The following is a 17,020-nucleotide window of genomic DNA, read 5'->3' on the forward strand; positions in this document are numbered from 1 at the left end:
GTATTTTTCTCTTTTTTGTTATGCGTTACGATCTGGAGCACCCAGGCAGGCGCAGTGATATTGCTGCAGTATGTCCTGAATATGGTTAATGATGAGTTCTCGCGGCGTGGCGCTGAGATCTCCCTCGCGCACTTTTACGTACTGCAAAGGTAAATACTGGCTAATCAGCGGTAGTGGAATGGGGTCGTCCGCCAGGTTACGTACCAGACGTTCAAATGCTTCATCAATCTGGCTGTCCGGCCAGTAGTAACGAACCCGATCAGAGTAGCTGTATCCACGGGCCAGACGGCGTGCGTTGCCATCACCGTGATAATGGCTCTGCCAGTACTCTGGTCTATCAAGCATTACGCTTTCCAGCACATGTCGCAGGCCCGAGCTGGCTTTTGCAGGCAGCAATTCTTCTTCAATGGCAGCTAACGAAAACAGCGCTTCGCGCAGGGCGAAGGTAAGCGCGGGTCCCACTTTCAGAATAGCGAAGTGGTCTATCACCAGTTGGCGCAAGGACTGTGGCGTTTGGTAATCGGTAGAATGCGCTTCAAAAACCAGCGTGTCGTAGTCTTCCACCATTTTGCTGAGTGCCACGGCTTTCTGCGGTTGATAATCAATGATGTGCGTGTGGTCGAATTCAACGCCAGGTTGCACGACCAGGGCGATAATACGTGCCCATATACCTTCCAGCCCGCGCTTTTCAAAGGCGTGATAGTGGGCCTGCAGCGTTGCACGTGCGGCATCTGGCGTTGTTACCGCCAGTTCGGTTAACGCTTCGTGTGCGCCACCAGGAACCGGAACTTCTGTGCCAATCACATAGACCAGGTCAGACTCGCCAAAATGTGCCATACAGGTTTCTTCGGCGACTTTGGCCAGGCGTGCGGCGCGCTCAGCGACGATTTCATCCGTCAGTGGAACCGGGTCGTTGGCACAAGACATGCTGCAATCGAGGTGGATTTTTTTAAAGCCTGCGGCGACATAGCTCTTGATCAGATCGTCAGCATTGGCCATTGCCTGTTCCGCAGGCAGATTTTGCCAACGGTTTGGTCCGAGATGGTCTCCGCCGAGAATCAGCATATCCTGAGAAAAATCAAGCGAGTCGGCTAATCGGCAGACAAAACTGCGAAAATCGGCTGGCGTCATACCTGTATAGCCGCCAAACTGGTCAACCTGATTAGAGGTTGCTTCGATCAACAGCGGTGTATGGCTTGCATGGGCGTAGCGTATTGCGGCTTCCAGTACGATTGGATGCGCGGAACAAACGGCATAAATCCCGTTTGCCTTCCCCCGTTTATGCTGCTCGACCATTTTAGTTAGATGTTTCACTTTCCTCTCCAGGTCAGATTACTGCGACATCAATCTTTCGTTTTGTTTCATTTAATACTGCATCATGGTGTTATAAAAATAAAACGAAAGATAATAGTTTTCCGATCTGTTTCACAAAAGAAACACAATGAAAGGTTTCAGCGTAAGTTCGTCCGGCTCTTCCCTGCTTGCGGGGCTTGCATTCGCGCAAAAGAAAGGCGTTAATAGACAAAACGAAATAAAACGAAAGGTTCAACTAAAGGATTTCTTATGAGTAACACCGAGTCCTCTGCAGACAAGCGCGTTATTGGCACCAGCGAAAGACGTGAGCAGATCATCCAGCGGTTACGGCAGCAGGGAAGCGTTCAGGTTAACGATCTTTCCTTATTTTTTGGTGTCTCCACGGTCACTATTCGCAACGACCTCGCTTTTCTGGAAAAGCAGGGGATTGCGGTACGTGCCTATGGCGGAGCGCTGATTTGCGAAAGCAATGCACCTGTTGTGGAGCCTTCTGTTGAAGATAAGAGTTCACTTAATACGGCAGTAAAACGCAGTATTGCCAGAGCCGCCGCAGAGTTGATTCAACCGGGACACCGCGTGATCCTTGACTCCGGTACCACGACCTATGAAATTGCCCGCCTGATGCGCCAGCATACTAATGTCATTGCTATGACCAACGGTATGAATGTCGCCAATGCGCTACTGGAAGCCGAAGGGGTTGAGCTGCTGATGACCGGCGGTCATTTGCGTCGTCAGTCACAATCGTTTTATGGCGATCAGGCTGAGCAGTCGCTACAAAATTATCACTTCGACATGCTGTTTCTTGGCGTTGATGCTATTGATTTAGAGCGTGGTGTTAGCACGCACAACGAAGATGAAGCGCGTCTCAACCGTCGGATGTGTGAAGTGGCTGAACGTATTATTGTTGTTACCGACTCGACGAAGTTTAACCGCTCCAGCCTGCATAAGATCATTGATACCCAGAGGATCCATACCATCATTGTTGATGAAGGTATCCCAGAGGAAAGTTTGCAGGAACTACGCCGCAGCGGTGTTGAAGTGATCATTGTTGAGTAGTCCCGCTCTAAAATTCAAAAATGTGATCCCATTCAATTAAACAAAAACAAACCATAAGCGAGCTTTTTTAGTAGCTCGCTTTCGTTTTTTTGCATGCGTCCCGTCTCTTTCTCGCATCTTACCCGTTTTGAGTCTTTTCATTTTTTCGGTTTTCTTCGTTTCGGTTTGCTAAAACGAAAGAAAATAGTCAGTTTTGGTTAAATTAAACGCTGAGTCTGTGCGCACAAATTCACCTTATTGCTTCTGATGTAATATATTCAAAAGAAAACGAAAGTGCTAAAGCGCTAAAACAAAACAACATGAATATTTGATGGAGCAATAGAAATGCTGGATAACTTAAGACGTCGCGAGCAAATAATTGATCTGCTGTGCGATCAGGGTAGCGTTCGTGTCGAGCCACTGAGCGTCCATTTTGGTGTGTCATCGGTCACGATCCGCAACGACTTACGTTATCTGGAGCAGAAAGGATGCGTCATGCGCTCCTACGGCGGTGCGGTTCTCAATCAGCACTTCGCCCTTGACCGGCCTTTGCAGGATAAGGACCGGCTGAATCGCGATGTGAAAACGCGTATTGCCGAAAAAGCAGCCAGCTTTGTGAAAGATGGTGACACGTTAATCCTCGATTCCGGTTCGACCACCACGCTCATTCCTCCAATGCTAAAGAATCGCCGCGATCTGGTGGTGATGACCAATGCGCTCAACATTGCGTGGGAGCTGGCGAATTTTGAGCGCGTAGACGTCATGATCTTGGGAGGGAACGTCAGGCAAAGCGTCTATTCATTGTATGGCCCTTCAGCAGAACACCAGCTCAGACAATACCGGTTTGATAAGCTTTTTTTGGGCGTTGATGGATTCTGCCTGGAAGCAGGGATAACCACGCCACATCCGGGAGAAGCACATCTGAATCAGGTAATGTGTGAGGTTGCGCAGGAGGTCACGGTAGTCGCTGACTCCAGCAAGTTTGGCCGCAAAAGTTTCTGTATGATTAGCGAAATCAGCGGGATTGACCGGGTGATTACCGACAGCGGTATCCCTGAAAATTATCACCGGACGTTAATCCAGCTTGGGGTGGATGTGGTGATTGCGGATGAATAACTGAAATTGCTGGCGAGATTTTCTCGCCAGCAGTGTTTTAGTGGGTCAGCGTACCCTGTTCAACTAGCAGCAATGCGGCACCGCGAACCCCGCTGGATGCACCATGGATGGCCGGGAATACGCGGGCAGGCTCTAATCCCGGGAACAAGTAACGTGACATGGCCTGCGGCAGCAACGTATAAATTTCCTCGATGTTGGAAACTCCACCGCCGAGAACAAAAGCATCGACATCCAGAATCAACTGCAATTGCGCCAGCGTACAACCCAACATATCAATCCATGCTTCTATGGTTGTAACGGCGCTGGCATTGCCATGACGATAATGCTCCAGCAGGGTCTCCATTTTGAGTTGTTCTCCACTGAAGTGTTTGTGGAGCCACAGTAAACCAGGACCGGATTGATAGCGTTCCAGACACCCTTGTAAGCCACAGCCGCACTTCAACTCCGGCAAGTGATAACGACGCATAAACGTTGCCGGAAGCGGTAAATGGCCGAACTCACTGGCCATTCGGTTGCGACCCCGATACAACTGACCGTCAATGACTAACCCTCCACCCATGCCGGTGCCAATAATGGCACCAAAAATTCGGGAGAACTGGCGAGCCTGCTGGGTATGGGCTTCCGAGAGTGCAAAACAGCAGCAGTCATTGTCCAGTTCAACCGAACGATTGAGGCGGTGGGCCAGATCGTTCATCACCTGGCGTCCTGTGAGGCAAGGCACGTTAGATGACAGTAATTTTCCGGTATGTCTGTCCATAAGACCGGGCATGCCGATGCCAATTTTTCCTTGCGTTCCAGTCGCCCAGTCGGCGGTATCAATAAGTGAAGTAAAGGTCGAAAGAAAGAGTTCATAATCCTGCACTGGCGTGGCGACGCGCTTACGCCAGCAAACCTGCATTTCCTTATCAAAAGCGACAATTTCAGTTTTGGTTCCACCAATATCAACACCGTAAAACATGCCTCATCTCCTCCGGCTTCACAGCGTAACCAGACAGTTTTCCTTGCGAGCGCGCTCTGCGGCAAAGACCATTAAGTGACTTTCCAGTGATTCATCCGGGCCAGAAAGGATCATATTTTGATCGTTGGCCATCACTGCGTGGATGAAGCGATCCATCAGGTAGTAATCGCCACCACCATGCCCCCCCATCTGGGTTTGTGTGCCAGCGGCGATCTCTTCGATCTGATGCACTGTTTCTTTGTCTGTCAGGAAATCAAACACCCGGATCTGCTCGCCATCGCCTTCCAGATAACCTCTGGTACCAAACAGGCGCGTTTTTCGATCTTCCATTTTGGTAAACGCGGTCATGGTAAAGGTCACTGTCTGCTGGTGGGCAAAACGTAAGTTAACAACCTGATGATCCACCACATCATTATCACAACGATAAACGCAACGACCATAAGGCCCATCGCGCAGCGCCTGGCGAACATTCTCTTCGCTAGGGTCTGCAGTCAGCACCCGACGGAAGTGTGGAGTGCATTTGTGGTTTTCACCCAGATAAATTTTGCAGGCAGACCAGGGACAGGTTGATTCAACCTGACAATCAAGGCAGCGGTCGGCGGCACCAGCAGGCTGATTCTCTTTCACAAAGTGACTCAGGCTACCAAATGATCCTACGTCCTGGCAGTTGTCGCTCATGATGTAGCGGATCCAGTCCAAATCATGACAGGATTTCTGTAACAACATAAATGACGATTCTGCTTCATTGCGCCAGTTACCACGTACAAACGAGTGCGCCTGATGCCAGTAACCTACGGGTTCGAGATGCTGCATGCTGACAATATCGCCAATTACGCCATCATCAAGCAGTGATTTCAGCTTTTGCGTATAGCGGGTGTAACGCAGGACGTGCGCGACGGCCAGTAATACGTTGTTGCGTTTGACCGCATCAATAATGATCCGGCAATCTTCTGGCGTAGGGGCGAGCGGTTTTTCCAGCAGAATGTGATAGCCGAGATTAGCAAACGCCACGGCAGGATCTTTGTGCATATTATCCTGCGTGCAAATAAGTACCACATCGGCCATTTTGGGTTGGGCCGCAGCTTCTTGCCAGTTGCAAAACACGTTATTTGGGTCAATCTTATGCTGTGCGACAAACTGCTGGCGGTATGCCTCTCTGGGCTCGGCAACGCCTACCACCTGCATTCTGTCTGGATGTTCAAGCGCATAGCGAGAATATATTTCTCCGCGCGCACCAGCCCCTACCACTAATACGGTCACTTTATTCGCACACATATAAACCTCTCATTTTTCACTTAGCCTGAATAACGGTCAGGCCAAATTTTCTTCATGTTTTTTATCAAACAAAAAGGCGGCATCCAGATTAAATTTCACTTTGATAGATTCACCGGGAAGTGGGGTCCAGTCGGGTGAGGAGTTAATACGTAAGATCATATGTTGCTCACCAATATCAAAATGCAGAAGGTCTTCGTTGCCCATCCTTTCTACGTTGGTAATGTGCGCATCGAACGCAGAGGCATCATGCTGCGAGGCTAACTGAATGGCCTCTGAGCGGATGCCAAACCAGACGCTGGAGTGCGGATATTGCTCCAGTAGGTTACTCAAGCGCGTATTTAATGGCAGGATTAAATTATCAGCCAGGCGCAGGCCACGAGTGCTGGGGTCAATATCAAGCAGCATAATATTCATTGCCGGATTACCAATAAAACCAGCAACAAATTTATTCCTGGGGTGATGGTAAATATTCCCTGGGGTATCCACCTGCATAATACGACCGCCATTTAGAACGCAAATCCTGTCTCCCATCGTCATCGCTTCAATCTGATCGTGCGTGACGTACACCATGGTTGCGCTCACGCCTTCGTGACGCAGTTGTCGATGCAGTTCTGTCAGCCGCACGCGCATTGAAACACGCAGTTTTGCATCCAGGTTGGACAGCGGCTCATCAAACAAAAAAACGTCTGGCTTACGCACGATGGCCCTGCCAACGGCTACTCGCTGGCATTGACCGCCTGAAAGCTGACCGGGCTTTTTGTCGAGCAATGTTTCGATTTCCAGCTTGTGTGCAGCTTCCCGGACGCGGATATCAATCTCTTCTTTGCTCATTTTCCCTAACAGACTGAATGCCATATTTTTATAAATCGTCATGTGGGGATAGAGGGCATAATTCTGGAAGACCATGGCAACGCCTCGCTCCTTTGGTAGCAGGTCGTTGACGCACTTCTCTCCGATTGCGATATGGCCATGAGTGATATCTTCCAGACCTGCAATCATGCGTAGCAGCGTTGATTTGGCGCAGCCTGATGGCCCGACAAACACCATGAATTCGCCGTCGTGGATTTCAAGATCAACGCCATGGATCGCCTGAAAGCCATTGGGATAGACTTTGCTTACTGCCTGTAATTGAATACCTGACATAACACTGCCCCTTATCCTTTAATTCCGGCACCAGCGATGCCGCGAATAAAATAGCGCTGGAAGAAGATATAAAGTAACAACATCGGGATAATCGCCAGCAATGCGCCCGCCATTAACATCGGATATTCCACGCCTGAACGGCCAGAAAGTGAGGCTAATCCTACTGGTAATGTCATTTTATCCATGGAGGTGTTGACGATCAGTGGCCACATTAAATTATTCCAGCTCCACAGTCCGTTAATAATGACGCAGGCAATCAGTCCCGGTTTAATTAATGGCAGCATAATTTTGAAGAAAATAGTCAGATGGTTATACCCATCCATAATGGCTGCCTCTTCCAGTTCTTTAGGTACTGACAGAAAAAACTGACGTAATAAAAAGGCGCTATATATGCTGAATAAACCCGGTAACACCAGTCCAGGAATTGAGTTCAGCAAACCGATTTTTTCAACGGTTAAAAACTGTGGGATTAAAAAGATCTGACCGGGCACCATCAGAATTGAAATACACAGCATAAATAGGACATCTCGTCCTTTGAAACGCAGTCGGGAGAAACCGTACGCTGCCATTGCCGCAATCAGCGTCTGCAAAATGACTATGACCAGCGTGGAGACGATCGAGTTAAAGTAAAAGCTGCCAAAAGGCATTTCATGCAAGATTTTACCGTAAGCCTGAAACCCTGGGTTGGCGGGTAGCAGTATCGGCGGAAAGGCGATGCTTTCTGCCTGGGTTTTAAAAGAGGTGATGATCATCCAGATAAACGGAACCACCGTTACCAGCGTCGCGAGGATCATCAGGCCGTAAATTAGCCATTTTTCACGTTTTGTCATGAACATCGTGGTGCCTCACTGTGCTTTAAGTCGTTTACCAATCCATATTTGCAGCAGCGTCAGGACCATCGTGATAACGAAAATCACCACGGCGATTGCTGAGGCATACCCTTTTTCATGGTAGATAAAGGCGTATTTATAGAAGAGATAGGCGATGGTCATCGTCTGATCGCCCACCATGGATGAACTGCCAAACAGCAGATAAACCACATCGAAAATTTGCAGCGTTTCGATAAAAGAGATCACCAGTACGAAAAACAGCGTTGGGATCATTAGCGGTAAGGTAATAGACCAGAATCCACGCAATTTGCTGATGCCATCCAGCGACATCGCTTCATAAATTTGTTTGGGGATCCCCTGCAATCCAGCGAGCAGAATGATCATCTTCAACGCAATAGCCGACCAGATGATAACCAACGAGGCGCTCAGGCGGACGACATCGGGATCGGATAACCAACCGATGGACGGAAGATCGAAAAAAGCCAGGATCTGATTAATTAAGCCGAAGTTTCGGTTCATCAACCACTGCCAGACCATAGCAATGGCCGCAGGCATAGTGACAGCGGGTAGAAATAACAGCGTGCGAAACAACCACTGACCGCGAATCGCCTGATTCAGGCCAATTGCGAGCAGCAATGACAAAACGGTGATTATCGGTACGCAAATAAAAACATAGGCCAGGGTGTTATATATTGCTGAACGAAACTCATCATCGCTGAATAAATTAATATAGTTATCTAAGCTGATCGTCGTCCAGATCTGAAACTCGCCCAGGTCGGTGAAACTATAAAAAACGTTCTGGAAGAATGGAGTAAAGTAAAAAACAATTAACCCCGCCAGTAACGGCATAATCATTATCCATCCCCAGAAGCGTTCTTCTTTTTCCAGCTTGGTCAGGGATTTTTTGTGCACTTCCCTGGCTGGTAATTGTGGGGATGCAGCTTCATCTGAATAGCTCATACAGACTCCGGGATGCTCACTGTGCAACCAAAATATATTGCGTGGGCGAAAGCGAGAGGGAGCATGGCTCCCTCAGGATTATTTCTGCATTTCTCGTTCAACGCGTTTTGCAACACCAGGCATGACTTTTTCTGGGTCAGTACCCGTCCAGACTTTTTTCAAGCCATCATTCAGGATGCTATTCCACTTGGCGGTATTGGAGCCTGCGGTTGGATATTTATGTGAGAAAGCCAATGAATCGATATAGGCTGAAACATCAATACCCTTAAAGCCTTCAGCCCACTCTTTGGCCACTTTTTGGTTAGCGGGGATCACGACTTTTCCCGTAGCCAGCGTCTGCTGCGCATGCTCAGAACTCATGAACTCAATGAACTTCCACGCCGCATCTTTATGCTGACTTTTTGCTGACATGGCAAATGCCAGGCTATGGGATACACCTGCCTGCTCTGCCATTTTAGGCATTGGTACCACGCCGATGTGATCCTTAATCAGCTCATTTTGAGAGAAGGGTAATGCCCACCATGAGCCTGCGTAGACCATGGCCACTCGGTTGGACTGGAAGACATCTGAGGCTTCCATCTCGCCTGGCGGTTGGATTAGTCCCGCGTTCAGCATGCCTTGAACATCGCGATAGACGGCGATGGCTTTGTCATTGGCAACATCCGTTTTGCCCTCAGGCAGGACAATCTTATCGCCAGCCTGTAATAGCAGGTTAAAATAACTGTCCTGTCCGCTGCTGAATTCCATTGCCAGTGGATAAGACTGTTTATCCAGCCCTTTACGCAACTGCGCTGATTTTTGTTTTAAATCGTCCCATGTCCAGTTTTTATCGGGATAGCTCACGCCAGCCTGATCGAACATTTTTTTGTTGTACCAGACGGCAATTGCATCAATATCTCTTGGGATGGCATATTGCTGCGACTGGTATTGATAGGCATCGACTGAGCTTTTAACAAAATCATCCAGTTTCGGCGCTGATTTCTCTTTCAGATAATTGCTCAGTGGTTCCAGCATGCCATTTTTAACATATTGCTGGAAATTAGGCATATTCATCCAGAATACATCCGGTGCTACATTTCCACCGACTGCTGAACTTAGCTTGATAAAATATTGGTCATAAGGTGTTAATTCAATTTCGACTTTGATGCCAGGGTTGTTTTTTTCGAATTCATTAACGAGCTGTTGTTCGCCAGGGAGTTGATTACGGTCCCATAACGTGTAGCGTAATTTAACAGGCTTTGCGTCCGATTGGCCTTCAGCACTCGCGACGACAGGAGTTGCCAGTAAACAGTAAATAAGACAGGCCAATGCGACATTATTTTTATTCAGGGTATACATAACTTCCCTCTTTATTCAGGTCAGAATGCTTATGAGGTAAATTACAGGAGCCTATGAATAATCTGTTTTACATCGGAGAAAGTCAAAGCGGTAAAAAATAGGGGATTATCGCATTAAAACAAGGTCGTCTTTCGGTAGGTTTCTCTTTTATCAAAACGAAAATATAACATAAAACAATGGCGATGTTATTTCGTTTAATTTCATGTTGTTAGGTTCATTTTGTGGGTTTGAATCGAAAAAAACAGATGTTTAAAAAAACCTCTTAAAATGCGAACGTTATCACTTTATTTGTTGTTACATAGACATAAAAAACGGGGATAAATCCCCGTTTTTTCGTTGGCTTTCGTTTCGATAATCAGGTCACTGGCGCCGGGTTAAACACCGCCAGCTGGTTATGCAGTCCCCACTGATCCGAGAAGGTTTTCTTACGCCCGCTGGCGACGTCGAGAATAAATTCGAACAGTTTCAGACCCACATCTTCAATGGTTTCTTCTCCGGTGGCGATGGTGCCCGCGTTAATGTCCATCAGGTCAAACCAACGGTTGGCCAGCTCGGTGCGTGTCGCCATTTTAATCACCGGCACGGCCATCAGGCCATACGGCGTACCGCGACCGGTGGTGAACACCTGCACGGTGATCCCGGAAGCGACCTGCTGTGTACCGCAAACAAAATCACTGGCGGGGGTTGCAGCGTAAATCAGGCCACGTTTGGTTGGACGCTGGCCCGGCGACAATACTTCGACAATCGCGCTCTTGCCAGACTTGGCAATCGAACCCAGCGCCTTTTCCACCACGTTTGCCAGACCGCCTTTCTTGTTGCCCGGAGAAGGGTTGGCACTGCGATCCGTTTTGCCCATATCAAGGTAGTTATCGTACCAGGCCATCTCTTCGAGCAGGCGTTTACCTACTTCTTCGTTAATCGCACGTGGGGTCAGAAGGTGGATGGCATCGCGCACTTCGGTTACTTCAGAGAACATTACGGTCGCGCCGCAGCGTACTAACAGGTCGGAGGCATAACCCACCGCCGGGTTGGCCGTCACGCCGGAGAACGCATCGCTACCGCCGCACTGCATGCCGACCACCAGTTCTGAAGCCGGGCAGGTTTCACGTTGGCGCTGATTGAGTTTTGCCAGATGACGTTCGGCCACCTGCAGAATATCGGTGACCATCGATTGAAAGCCGACGTGCTTTTCATCCTGCAGGCTGACGATACTGGCGCTGTCGACCGGAATACTTTTCACATCGTGCGTGCCTTCCAGCAGCCGCTCTGGCTGCAGTTTTTCGCAACCGAGGCCGATGACCATCACTTCACCGCCAAAATTCGGGTTAAGCGCAATATTGTGAATGGTGCGAATCGGCACGATGGCGGCTGGAGCATTGATCGCCACGCCGCAGCCATACAGATGATTGAGCCCCACCACACCGTCAACGCTCGGGTATTTAGGCAGCAGATCGCGCTCAATGATTTTCACCACATAATCCACCACGCCCGCTACGCAGTGCACGCTGGTGGAGATACCGAGTAGATTTTTGGTACCTACGCTACCGTCAGCATTGCGGTAACCTTCAAAGGTATAACCCTCAAGAGGCGGCAGCGGCTCTGGTACTTTAGTTGCCAGCGGCAGCGTCTCCAGCGGCGGGGCTTTGGGCAGCTCAACCATTGATTCATCAATCCAGCTGCCGCGTGGGATATCGCGAACGGCATAGCCTATCACTTCGCCATAACGCACGATTTCGCCATGAACAGGAATATCCAATAGCGCCACTTTATGACCCTGGGGAATATGTTCAATGAGTTCCAGTCCGTCCGGAAAACGCGTTCCGGCTTTCAGACCATTGTCATTGACAATTATCGCCACATTATCTGTTTCGTGAACTTTAATATAAAACGCCGTTGGCGATTCTTGTCTGATTTCGATGTCGGCCATTGTCCAGTATTCTCCAACAAGGTGGTGATAATAGTGTGGATATTTATATTTTGAATCTAATTGTAAGTAATAAAGATTCGGTATCGTGAAATAAGAATGTCAGGAGTTTAACGTGAAGAATGTGATGATGATCACTTAAAATCAGCAAGGCCGAGTCACCAGGAGTAGCAATACGTAAATGTGTGCATTAGCGCCCATGCTTGTGTGCATATGCCCAAAACATTAATTTAATAACGCGTATTTAATGAGCGTTTGCACAATGATTAACGTTGTGCTGATGATTATACTAAATCACGGTTTCATAACGTCTGATAAATTATTATCTATTTTTATTATCGGTAATTTATCACGAGAAACACCCACAAAATAATAATAAAAACCTTTTATGTGCCCGAGGTAAATAGAATGATATTGGATACAGTTGTCGAGAAAAAGAAAGGTACGCACACCCGTTATTTAATATTGCTGATAATATTTATTGTTACAGCCGTTAACTATGCGGACCGTGCGACGCTGTCTATTGCCGGAACTGAAGTGGCGAAAGAGTTACATCTCAGCGCCATCTCAATGGGTTACATTTTCTCCGCCTTCGGCTGGGCTTACCTGTTGATGCAAATCCCCGGCGGCTGGCTGCTGGATAAATTCGGCTCGAAGAAAGTCTACACCTACAGTTTGTTCTTCTGGTCACTGTTTACCTTCCTGCAGGGCTTTGTGGACATGTTCCCGCTGGCCTGGGCGGGTATTTCAATGTTCATCATGCGCTTTATGCTGGGCTTCTCGGAAGCGCCATCCTTCCCGGCTAATGCCCGTATCGTGGCAGCCTGGTTCCCAACGAAAGAGCGCGGCACGGCATCCGCGATTTTTAACTCCGCACAGTATTTCTCCCTGGCGCTGTTTTCCCCGCTGCTCGGCTGGCTGACCTTCGCCTGGGGCTGGGAGCACGTCTTTACCGTGATGGGCGTGATTGGTTTTGTGCTTACCGGACTGTGGGTAAAGTTTATTCATAACCCAACCGATCACCCGCGCATGTCGCAAGAAGAGTTGAAGTTTATCTCTGAAAACGGCGCGGTCGTGGATATGGACCATAAAAAACCGGGCGATGTGAAGTCAGGTGGTCCTAAACTGCATTATATCAGGCAGTTGCTCACGAACCGTATGATGCTTGGTGTGTTCTTTGGCCAGTATTTTATCAATACAATTACCTGGTTTTTTCTCACCTGGTTCCCGATTTACCTGGTTCAGGAAAAAGGTATGTCGATTCTGAAAGTGGGCCTGGTGGCTTCGATTCCGGCACTGTGTGGGTTTTTCGGTGGCGTGCTCGGCGGCGTGTTCTCTGATTATCTGATTAAACGTGGTTTCAGCATTACCCTGGCGCGTAAGCTGCCGATAGTGCTCGGCATGTTGCTCGCATCGACCATTATTCTGTGTAACTACACCGATAATACCGCTCTTGTGGTGGCGCTGATGGCGCTGGCGTTCTTCGGTAAAGGTTTCGGCGCGCTGGGTTGGCCGGTGATTTCCGATACCGCGCCGAAAGAGATTGTCGGTCTGTGCGGTGGGGTATTTAACGTATTTGGCAACGTGGCTTCCATCGTCACCCCGCTGGTGATTGGGTATCTGGTGAGCGAGCTGCACTCATTTAATGCTGCGCTGATGTTTGTAGGGTGCTCGGCGCTGATGGCAATGGTTTGCTACCTGTTTATTGTCGGTGACATTAAACGTATGGAATTGCAGAAATAAACAAAGGTATAGGCGATGAATAACACGATTTTCCCGAATAAGTTTAAAGCGGCCCTCGCGGCGCAACAAATTCAGATTGGCTGCTGGTCTGCATTGGCCAGCCCAATCAGTACCGAAGTTTTAGGTCTGGCAGGGTTTGACTGGCTGGTACTGGATGGCGAACATGCGCCGAATGATATCTCGACGTTTATTCCGCAATTAATGGCGCTGAAAGGCAGCGACAGCGCGGCGGTAGTGCGTGTACCAACCAACGAACCGGTGATTATCAAGCGCCTGCTGGATATCGGGTTTTACAACTTCCTGATCCCGTTCGTTGAGACGGAAGAAGAAGCGGTTAACGCTGTGGCGTCGACCCGCTATCCGCCGGAAGGTATTCGCGGCGTGTCCGTATCCCATCGCGCCAATATGTTTGGCACCGTACCGGACTACTTTGCGCAGTCGAATAAGAACATCACCATCATCGTGCAGATCGAAAGTCAGCAGGGCGTTGATAACGTTGACGCAATCGCGGCGACAGAAGGCGTTGACGGTGTCTTCGTTGGACCAAGCGATCTGGCTGCGGCGCTAGGTCACCTCGGCAATGCGTCACATCCTGATGTGCAGAAAGCTATCCAGCACATTTTTGCCCGCGCGAAAGCACACGGCAAACCAAGCGGCATTCTGGCCCCGGTAGAGGCGGATGCGCGTCGTTATCTGGAGTGGGGCGCGACGTTTGTTGCCGTTGGCAGCGACCTTGGCGTGTTCCGTTCAGCCACGCAGAAACTGGCTGATTCTTTTAAGAAATAACCACCATCGACAGTAGAGAGAGATAAAGACATGACAATGAAAGTTGGTTTTATTGGCCTCGGTATTATGGGTAAACCAATGAGTAAAAACCTCCTCAAGGCAGGTTACTCGCTGGTGGTTGCTGACCGTAACCCGGAATCCATTGCGGAAGTAATTGCCGCAGGTGCTGAAACTGCCGCCACGGCGAAAGATATCGCTGAGCAGTGTGATGTGATCATCACCATGCTGCCGAACTCTCCGCATGTTAAGGAAGTGGCATTGGGTGAAGGCGGCATAATTGAAGGGGCGAAACCGGGCACAGTGCTTATCGACATGAGCTCCATTGCACCGTTGGCCAGCCGTGAAATTAGCGACGCGCTGAAAGCGAAAGGCGTGGATATGCTGGATGCGCCGGTCAGCGGCGGCGAGCCAAAAGCGATTGACGGCACGTTGTCGGTGATGGTCGGCGGCGATAAAGCGATTTTCGACAAGTACTACGATCTGCTGAAAGCGATGGCAGGCTCCGTGGTGCATACCGGTGAAATTGGCGCGGGTAACGTCACCAAGCTGGCGAATCAGGTGATTGTGGCGCTGAACATTGCCGCGATGTCTGAAGCGCTGACGCTGGCGACCAAAGCGGGTGTGAATCCGGATCTGGTGTATCAGGCGATCCGTGGCGGGCTGGCAGGCAGCACCGTGCTGGATGCGAAAGCGCCGATGGTGATGGATCGCAACTTTAAACCAGGTTTCCGTATTGACCTGCATATCAAAGACCTGGCGAACGCGCTGGATACCTCTCATGGCGTTGGCGCTCAGTTGCCGCTGACTGCAGCAGTCATGGAGATGATGCAGGCGCTACGCGCAGATGGATTGGGTACTGCCGATCACAGTGCGCTCGCATGCTACTACGAAAAACTGGCGAAAGTGGAAGTCACTCGCTAACAAGAAGGGCGCGGATGTGCGCCCTGTATTTCTTGCCTTGCGCGGCACAGTCAGGCTACATAACTATGAAAATCGTAATTGCCCCAGACTCTTATAAAGAAAGCCTTTCTGCCACCGAGGTAGCTCAGGCAATAGAAAAAGGATTTCGGGAAATTTTCCCCGATGCGCAATATGTTTCTGTTCCGGTTGCCGATGGCGGCGAAGGAACGGTTGAAGCCATGATTGCCGCGACGCAAGGGAGTGAACATTCAGCGCAAGTAACGGGGCCGCTGGGCGAAAAAGTGAATGCCTGCTGGGGCATGTCTGGAGATGGTAAAACTGCGTTTATCGAAATGGCGGCAGCCAGCGGTCTGGCGTTGGTGCCTCCTGAAAAGCGCAACCCTTTAGTCACTACGTCACGCGGTACCGGAGAGCTGATTTTGCAGGCGCTGGATAGCGGTGCGCAGAGCATCATTATTGGCATCGGCGGCAGTGCCACCAACGACGGTGGCGCGGGTATGGTGCAGGCGCTGGGGGCAAAACTTTGCGACGCCAACGGGACAGAAATTGGCTATGGTGGTGGAAGCCTGATGAGTCTGAACTCCATCGATATCTCGGGTCTGGATCCGCGCTTAAAAACCTGTTCCATTCGCGTGGCCTGCGATGTGACTAATCCACTCATCGGCGATTCTGGCGCTTCGCGCATTTTTGGCCCGCAGAAAGGGGCGACGGAAGAACGCATTCTCGAACTGGACCGTAATCTGTCTCATTATGCCGACATCATTAAAAAATCGCTGCGGGTCGATGTGAAAGATGTGCCAGGCTCCGGTGCGGCAGGCGGAATGGGCGCGGCATTAATGGCTTTTTTAGGCGCCGAGCTGCGCAGCGGTATCGAGATTGTGACCCAGGCGCTCAATCTGGAAGAGCATATTCACGACTGTACGCTGGTGGTGACCGGCGAAGGGCGGATCGACAGCCAGAGCATTCACGGCAAAGTGCCGGTAGGCGTGGCGAATGTCGCGAAGAAGTACCACAAGCCGGTTATTGGTATTGGCGGCAGCCTGACGCGCGATGTGGAGATAGTGCATCAATATGGTATCGATGCGGTATTTAGCGTATTGACCAGCATCAGCACGCTGGAAGAGGCCTTCCGTGGGGCATTTGATAATATTTATCGCGCCTCAAGAAACATCGCTGCCACGTTAGCTATAGGAATGCGCAGTGCGGGGTGACATTGCCCCGCAAACCCTCTATACTGCGCGCCGAAGCTGACCAGACAGTCGCCGCTTCGTCGTCGTCCCTTTCGGGGGAGACGGGCGGAGGGGAGGAAAGTCCGGGCTCCATAGGGCAGGGTGCCAGGTAACGCCTGGGGGGGAAACCCACGACCAGTGCAACAGAGAGCAAACCGCCGATGGCCCGCGCAAGCGGGATCAGGTAAGGGTGAAAGGGTGCGGTAAGAGCGCACCGCGCGGCTGGTAACAGTCCGTGGCACGGTAAACTCCACCCGGAGCAAGGCCAAATAGGGGTTCACAAGGTACGGCCCGTACTGAACCCGGGTAGGCTGCTTGAGCCAGTGAGCGATTGCTGGCCTAGATGAATGACTGTCCACGACAGAACCCGGCTTATCGGTCAGCTTCACTCTTTATAAAACCCCGCTTCGGCGGGGTTTTTGCTTTCTGGGTAAGCCAGATGAATGAC

General features: G+C 50.0%; 14 protein-coding genes and 1 other RNA gene. 7 read left to right on the forward strand and 8 right to left on the reverse strand.

What is annotated here, in order from left to right; genetic code table 11:
• Positions 1-18: 18 nt before the first annotated feature.
• Positions 19-1,314 (reverse strand): tagatose-bisphosphate aldolase subunit KbaZ, encoded by a 1,296-nt coding sequence (gene kbaZ / locus OGY10_RS15545; protein ID WP_071845261.1) that lies wholly within the window; start codon positions 1,312-1,314, stop codon positions 19-21.
• A 249-nt stretch (positions 1,315-1,563) separates the two neighbouring features.
• On the opposite strand from kbaZ, the gene OGY10_RS15550 reads away from it, so the two are divergent.
• Complete coding sequence (locus OGY10_RS15550) at positions 1,564-2,370, forward strand: DeoR family transcriptional regulator (RefSeq protein WP_003024922.1); 807 nt, start codon at positions 1,564-1,566, stop codon at positions 2,368-2,370.
• Between the two features lie 324 nt (positions 2,371-2,694).
• Positions 2,695-3,465: a transcriptional repressor AgaR gene (gene agaR / locus OGY10_RS15555; RefSeq protein WP_003024920.1), complete on the forward strand. Its 771-nt coding sequence runs from the start codon at positions 2,695-2,697 to the stop codon at positions 3,463-3,465.
• Between the two features lie 37 nt (positions 3,466-3,502).
• Here the strand turns inward: agaR and OGY10_RS15560 are convergent, their stop codons facing one another.
• The 7 genes from OGY10_RS15560 to garD form a co-directional block, all read right to left on the reverse strand.
• Positions 3,503-4,423, reverse strand: a complete 921-nt coding sequence (locus OGY10_RS15560; RefSeq protein WP_008785896.1) for an ROK family protein — start codon at positions 4,421-4,423, stop codon at positions 3,503-3,505.
• Positions 4,424-4,441: 18 nt separating this feature from the next.
• Entirely contained in the window at positions 4,442-5,698 is a 1,257-nt protein-coding gene (locus OGY10_RS15565; RefSeq protein ID WP_191226745.1) for a Gfo/Idh/MocA family protein, read from the reverse strand.
• A gap of 36 nt (positions 5,699-5,734) precedes the next feature.
• A complete protein-coding gene (locus OGY10_RS15570) occupies positions 5,735-6,841 on the reverse strand; it encodes an ABC transporter ATP-binding protein (protein WP_008785894.1) in 1,107 nt (368 codons plus the stop codon).
• 11 nt (positions 6,842-6,852) lie between these two features.
• Positions 6,853-7,677, reverse strand: coding sequence for a carbohydrate ABC transporter permease (locus tag OGY10_RS15575; protein WP_003024907.1), 825 nt, complete (start codon positions 7,675-7,677; stop codon positions 6,853-6,855).
• A gap of 9 nt (positions 7,678-7,686) precedes the next feature.
• On the reverse strand, positions 7,687-8,631 hold the full coding sequence (locus OGY10_RS15580) for a carbohydrate ABC transporter permease (protein WP_191226747.1): 945 nt from the start codon (positions 8,629-8,631) through the stop codon (positions 7,687-7,689).
• Positions 8,632-8,709: 78 nt separating this feature from the next.
• Entirely contained in the window at positions 8,710-9,969 is a 1,260-nt protein-coding gene (locus OGY10_RS15585; RefSeq protein WP_286576989.1) for an ABC transporter substrate-binding protein, read from the reverse strand.
• A 355-nt stretch (positions 9,970-10,324) separates the two neighbouring features.
• Positions 10,325-11,896 (reverse strand): galactarate dehydratase, encoded by a 1,572-nt coding sequence (garD, locus tag OGY10_RS15590; RefSeq protein ID WP_191226748.1) that lies wholly within the window; start codon positions 11,894-11,896, stop codon positions 10,325-10,327.
• A gap of 405 nt (positions 11,897-12,301) precedes the next feature.
• On the opposite strand from garD, the gene garP reads away from it, so the two are divergent.
• The 5 genes from garP to rnpB all read left to right on the forward strand — a co-directional run bounded on the left by garP (position 12,302) and on the right by rnpB (position 16,963).
• Positions 12,302-13,636 (forward strand): galactarate/glucarate/glycerate transporter GarP, encoded by a 1,335-nt coding sequence (garP, locus tag OGY10_RS15595; RefSeq protein WP_071445992.1) that lies wholly within the window; start codon positions 12,302-12,304, stop codon positions 13,634-13,636.
• Positions 13,637-13,651: 15 nt separating this feature from the next.
• Positions 13,652-14,422 carry a 2-dehydro-3-deoxyglucarate aldolase gene (gene garL, locus OGY10_RS15600; RefSeq protein WP_008785889.1) on the forward strand — a complete coding sequence of 257 codons (771 nt, stop codon included), beginning with the start codon at positions 13,652-13,654 and terminating at the stop codon, positions 14,420-14,422.
• Between the two features lie 30 nt (positions 14,423-14,452).
• Complete coding sequence (gene garR, locus OGY10_RS15605) at positions 14,453-15,343, forward strand: 2-hydroxy-3-oxopropionate reductase (RefSeq protein WP_003828600.1); 891 nt, start codon at positions 14,453-14,455, stop codon at positions 15,341-15,343.
• 65 nt (positions 15,344-15,408) lie between these two features.
• Entirely contained in the window at positions 15,409-16,554 is a 1,146-nt protein-coding gene (gene garK / locus OGY10_RS15610; protein WP_032941740.1) for a glycerate 2-kinase, read from the forward strand.
• Positions 16,555-16,586: 32 nt separating this feature from the next.
• Positions 16,587-16,963: RNase P RNA component class A (gene rnpB / locus OGY10_RS15615), an RNA gene on the forward strand.
• The last annotated feature ends 57 nt before the right edge of the window (positions 16,964-17,020 follow it).

The organism is Citrobacter sp. Cpo148, assembly GCF_030332375.1.
Taxonomy (GTDB): Bacteria; Pseudomonadota; Gammaproteobacteria; order Enterobacterales; family Enterobacteriaceae; genus Citrobacter; species Citrobacter portucalensis.